Annotated in this window: 4 protein-coding genes and 1 pseudogene; 3 read left to right on the top strand and 2 right to left on the bottom strand. The window is 40.7% G+C overall.

The genetic code is table 11. The annotated features are described in order from the left end of the window. Nucleotides 1-154: 154 nt before the first annotated feature. Together L650_RS0100540 and L650_RS0100535 are read right to left on the bottom strand one after the other, a co-directional pair. On the bottom strand, nt 155-898 hold the full coding sequence (locus tag L650_RS0100540; protein WP_029771754.1) for a DUF3307 domain-containing protein: 744 nt from the start codon (nt 896-898) through the stop codon (nt 155-157). After that, nucleotides 898-1,521 carry a hypothetical protein gene (locus L650_RS0100535; RefSeq protein ID WP_029771752.1) on the bottom strand — a complete coding sequence of 208 codons (624 nt, stop codon included), beginning with the start codon at nt 1,519-1,521 and terminating at the stop codon, nt 898-900. The genes L650_RS0100540 and L650_RS0100535 overlap by 1 nt, the downstream gene beginning before the upstream one ends. Before the next feature lie 166 nt (nt 1,522-1,687). On the opposite strand from L650_RS0100535, the gene L650_RS0100530 reads away from it, so the two are divergent. The 3 genes and pseudogenes from L650_RS0100530 to L650_RS24055 form a co-directional block, all read left to right on the top strand. Next, nucleotides 1,688-2,191 carry an NYN domain-containing protein gene (locus tag L650_RS0100530; protein ID WP_004589523.1) on the top strand — a complete coding sequence of 168 codons (504 nt, stop codon included), beginning with the start codon at nt 1,688-1,690 and terminating at the stop codon, nt 2,189-2,191. Between the two features lie 152 nt (nt 2,192-2,343). After that, nucleotides 2,344-3,267: an NAD(+) diphosphatase gene (gene nudC / locus L650_RS0100525; RefSeq protein WP_029771750.1), complete on the top strand. Its 924-nt coding sequence runs from the start codon at nt 2,344-2,346 to the stop codon at nt 3,265-3,267. Between the two features lie 9 nt (nt 3,268-3,276). Then, a pseudogene (locus L650_RS24055) lies at nt 3,277-3,413 on the top strand (cystathionine beta-lyase); the annotation flags it as partial.

Genomic DNA, 3,413 nt, shown 5'->3' with positions numbered 1-3,413 from the left:
GCCAATCGGTAGGTGGTAATGGCCAGCGCCGTCGTCGCCCAAATAACGATTAATCATTATTAAAGATTGTATTGGCCTTTAATTAAACGCCGATAAAAAAACGCGCTACCTTTTTAATAGAAGTAGCGCGTTTTTTATTATTTGTAATTTATACTTACCTGATCAACGAATTAACGCCTAAACCCACAAACAAGGTAACGCTAACGCTTAGTAAGGTGCCTAGCATAACGTACTCGGTGAGCTTTTTATCTTTACTGGCACTTAAATCGCCAAACCTAAATACCGACTTGGCAGCTAGCAAAAAGCCAAGCCCAGCAAATTGGTCAAGTAATATAAAGCTGAGCATAAGTACTCGCTCTATCATGCCAATGCTTTGTCCGGCCAACGGTAAGCTGCCCTCACTTGAAAAGTTAGCGGTGAGCCTTTCAAGCATCATTCTTATAAATACGGCACTTGGGCTTAATATAATTAAATATCCGCATACAACCCAAAGCACTTTAGGGTTTGTGGCAAGTGCGCTTACGTACGCGATTAAACTTTGGTTATCAGTTATATAAATACACAGCGCTATTATTACGGCTATATGCGCGATTTGGTCGAGTAAAAAGGGCACAACCCCTTTGTTAGAATACGACTTAGCAATATCTATTAGGTAGTGGCTAAGCATAATTGTAGCTGTTGAAAGTAACACGGTGCTTAGTTGTTGCCAGCCATAGCTATATTCCCAAAGCGCTAAAATAACGGCGCTAACCACACCGTGTACTAATACATGCAGGTAGAGCTTTTTAGCTTTAAAGTGGTGGGTGTTTCTATCGTTTACCCAGCTCATTGGTTGTAAAAAAAAGTCACTGACTAGGTGGCCTATAATTAATGCCGCTAATAATAACGAAAACCCCATTACTCACTTCCTTTTGCAATCGTTGTTATGACCTGTTTAGCGTGTACTATAAATCGCTCTATAAGCTGATAATTTGCTAAATTAAGCAATTTAGTGACATTTTCGCGACTGGTGTTAAGCTCTTTTGCCAGTGCTGCATGACTGTTATCGGCCTGGGTTAAATACACGTAAAGCGCATTGGCTTGTTTTTGCGTTATTTTGCTAAGTAAGGTATCAACAAAGGCAAGGTTAAGACTAAAGCCCTCATCTAGGGTGTGCTTTGCTACCTGTAAGGTAAAGCGATGGTTGGCTATTTTATCAAGGCCTTGCCCTGAGAGCACAAAGGCCGAGCCGGTGGCTGTTTTTATATCGCTGCGTGGGTTGTCTACCTCACCTAAGGCCATACTTTGGCGTAGCTCGTAACCTGCCGACTTTAAATGCAAATAAATGATAATAGCGGTTTTAATTAACTGCTCGCTTTGATTTATTTGTAACTGAAAAGCATCACCTCGGTATATGGTCCACAGGGATGTTTTATCACTAATTGCACGCAAACTTTGCTCTAGCTGATAAAGCATGGCATCGTATTGCTGCTTAGGTATTTTTTGCGATTTAATTATATCGCCGCTGATCACACCAATCATAAAAATCCAAAAAGTAACTTAATGCAGTTACATAGAATCAAGTAACCAAATTTGGTTACATTTAGTTAAGTAACCAATTTAGGTTACTTAAAACAAAATTGCAAGGTTCACTCGTTAATGGCGTTTTATTTCAGCTGCGCTGAGTTGTGAGCACTTAAGGAAACAAATGACTTTACAAAACGATCAGCAAATCAGTAAGCCACGTGTCGGTATTTTTGTTGATGTACAAAACATTTATTACACGTGCCGCGAAAGTTACCGTAAAAACTTTGACTACAATGCATTTTGGGCGCACATGAAGCAACAGTACTCTATAGATTGTGCATTTGCGTATGCCATTCACCGCGGTGATGAAAAACAAAACCAGTTTCAAAATATTTTGCGTGCTATTGGCTTTGAGGTAAAACTAAAGCCGTTTATTCAGCGCCGCGACGGCAGCGCAAAAGGGGATTGGGATGTAGGTATAACGATAGATATGCTAGAGCAAGGCAAAAACCTCGATAAAGTTATTTTGCTCTCTGGTGATGGCGACTTTGCATTATTGCTAGGGCATTTAAAAAATCAATACAATGTACCGTGCGATGTTTACGGCGCCGATAAGTTAACCGCAGAGGTGCTTAAACAAAGTGCAGAACAGTTTCATTTAATTGATGATAGCTTGCTACTCTAAAGCATAAAATATAGCGGCTAAGTGCCTGCAACATGAGAGTTTTTAATAAAGAGCCTATATAGCTAGTATAGGCTTTTTTTATTGCTGTAATAAATTGGGTTTACTCAGCGGTTATGGTAATTTTACGCCATACCATGTTATTGAGGACTCACATGCTTTATTACAGCGACATGCCATTAGACCGCGGGTCTAATTTTCGTAAAAACGCGGCGTGGTTAAACGCGCAAATGTCGGCACAAAGTAAGTGGCTTTTGGTGAATAATAACCACACTTTGTTTTATAAAGACGCAGCTCAAGTGTGCTACTTAACGTATCAGCAAATTGCCCATTTAGATTTATCAAACGCTATTTATTTAGGCTCAAATACTGAGCAACAGGGTGTGTTTGCGTTAGATGTTTCAGCCATACACGATGACGAACTCAAGTGCGTTATAGGCGACGCACAGTTTTTTGATATACGCCAATATGGCCCTCACGTTGATATACAAGATGGCTCTATAGCCGCACTTGCACGTGGCTTATGTTATTGGCATGCAACGCATAGTTTTTGTGGGCGTTGTGGCAGTAAAAATACATTAGTAGAGGCAGGGCATTCACGCCTATGTGAAAACGAGCACTGCAAGCACCCTACATTTCCACGCACTGACCCTGCAGTAATTATGGTGGTTACTAAAGTATTTGAAGATGGAATAGAGCGTTGTTTATTGGGTCGCCAAGCAATATGGCAACAAGGTATGTATTCGTCATTGGCAGGCTTTGTAGATCCAGGTGAAACACTAGAGCAAGCTGTAGCGCGCGAAGTTAAAGAAGAAGCAGGCATTGACGTTGATAATGTACGTTATATTGCCTCGCAACCTTGGCCATTTCCTTCTTCTATTATGTTGGGTTTTATTGCTCAGGCTAAAACTGAGCAAATAAACGTAGATAAAGACGAATTAGACGATGCCAAATGGTTTACGCGCGAAGAAGTTAAGGCGTTTGGCAATATGGGCGATGAAGGCGATCATTATAAACTCCCTCGGGTCGATTCAATTTCGCGTTTTTTAATTGAACAATGGCTTTCAAATAAGGCTTAAGGATTGGTAATGTCGACAAGCAAAAATAAAAATACCCAGTTAGTATCAACGGGGCGTAAAAAAGCCTACACCCATGGTGTGGTAAATCCCGTAGTACAACGCGCTTCTACAATTGTATTTGACAGCGTGGCCGAATTAAAAGAAGC

The organism is Pseudoalteromonas sp. TB51, from assembly GCF_000498055.1.
GTDB classification, from domain to species: domain Bacteria; phylum Pseudomonadota; class Gammaproteobacteria; order Enterobacterales; family Alteromonadaceae; genus Pseudoalteromonas; species Pseudoalteromonas atlantica.
The sequence above is the reverse complement of the archived record's forward strand: the minus strand, read 5'-3'. Positions and strand labels throughout refer to the sequence as shown.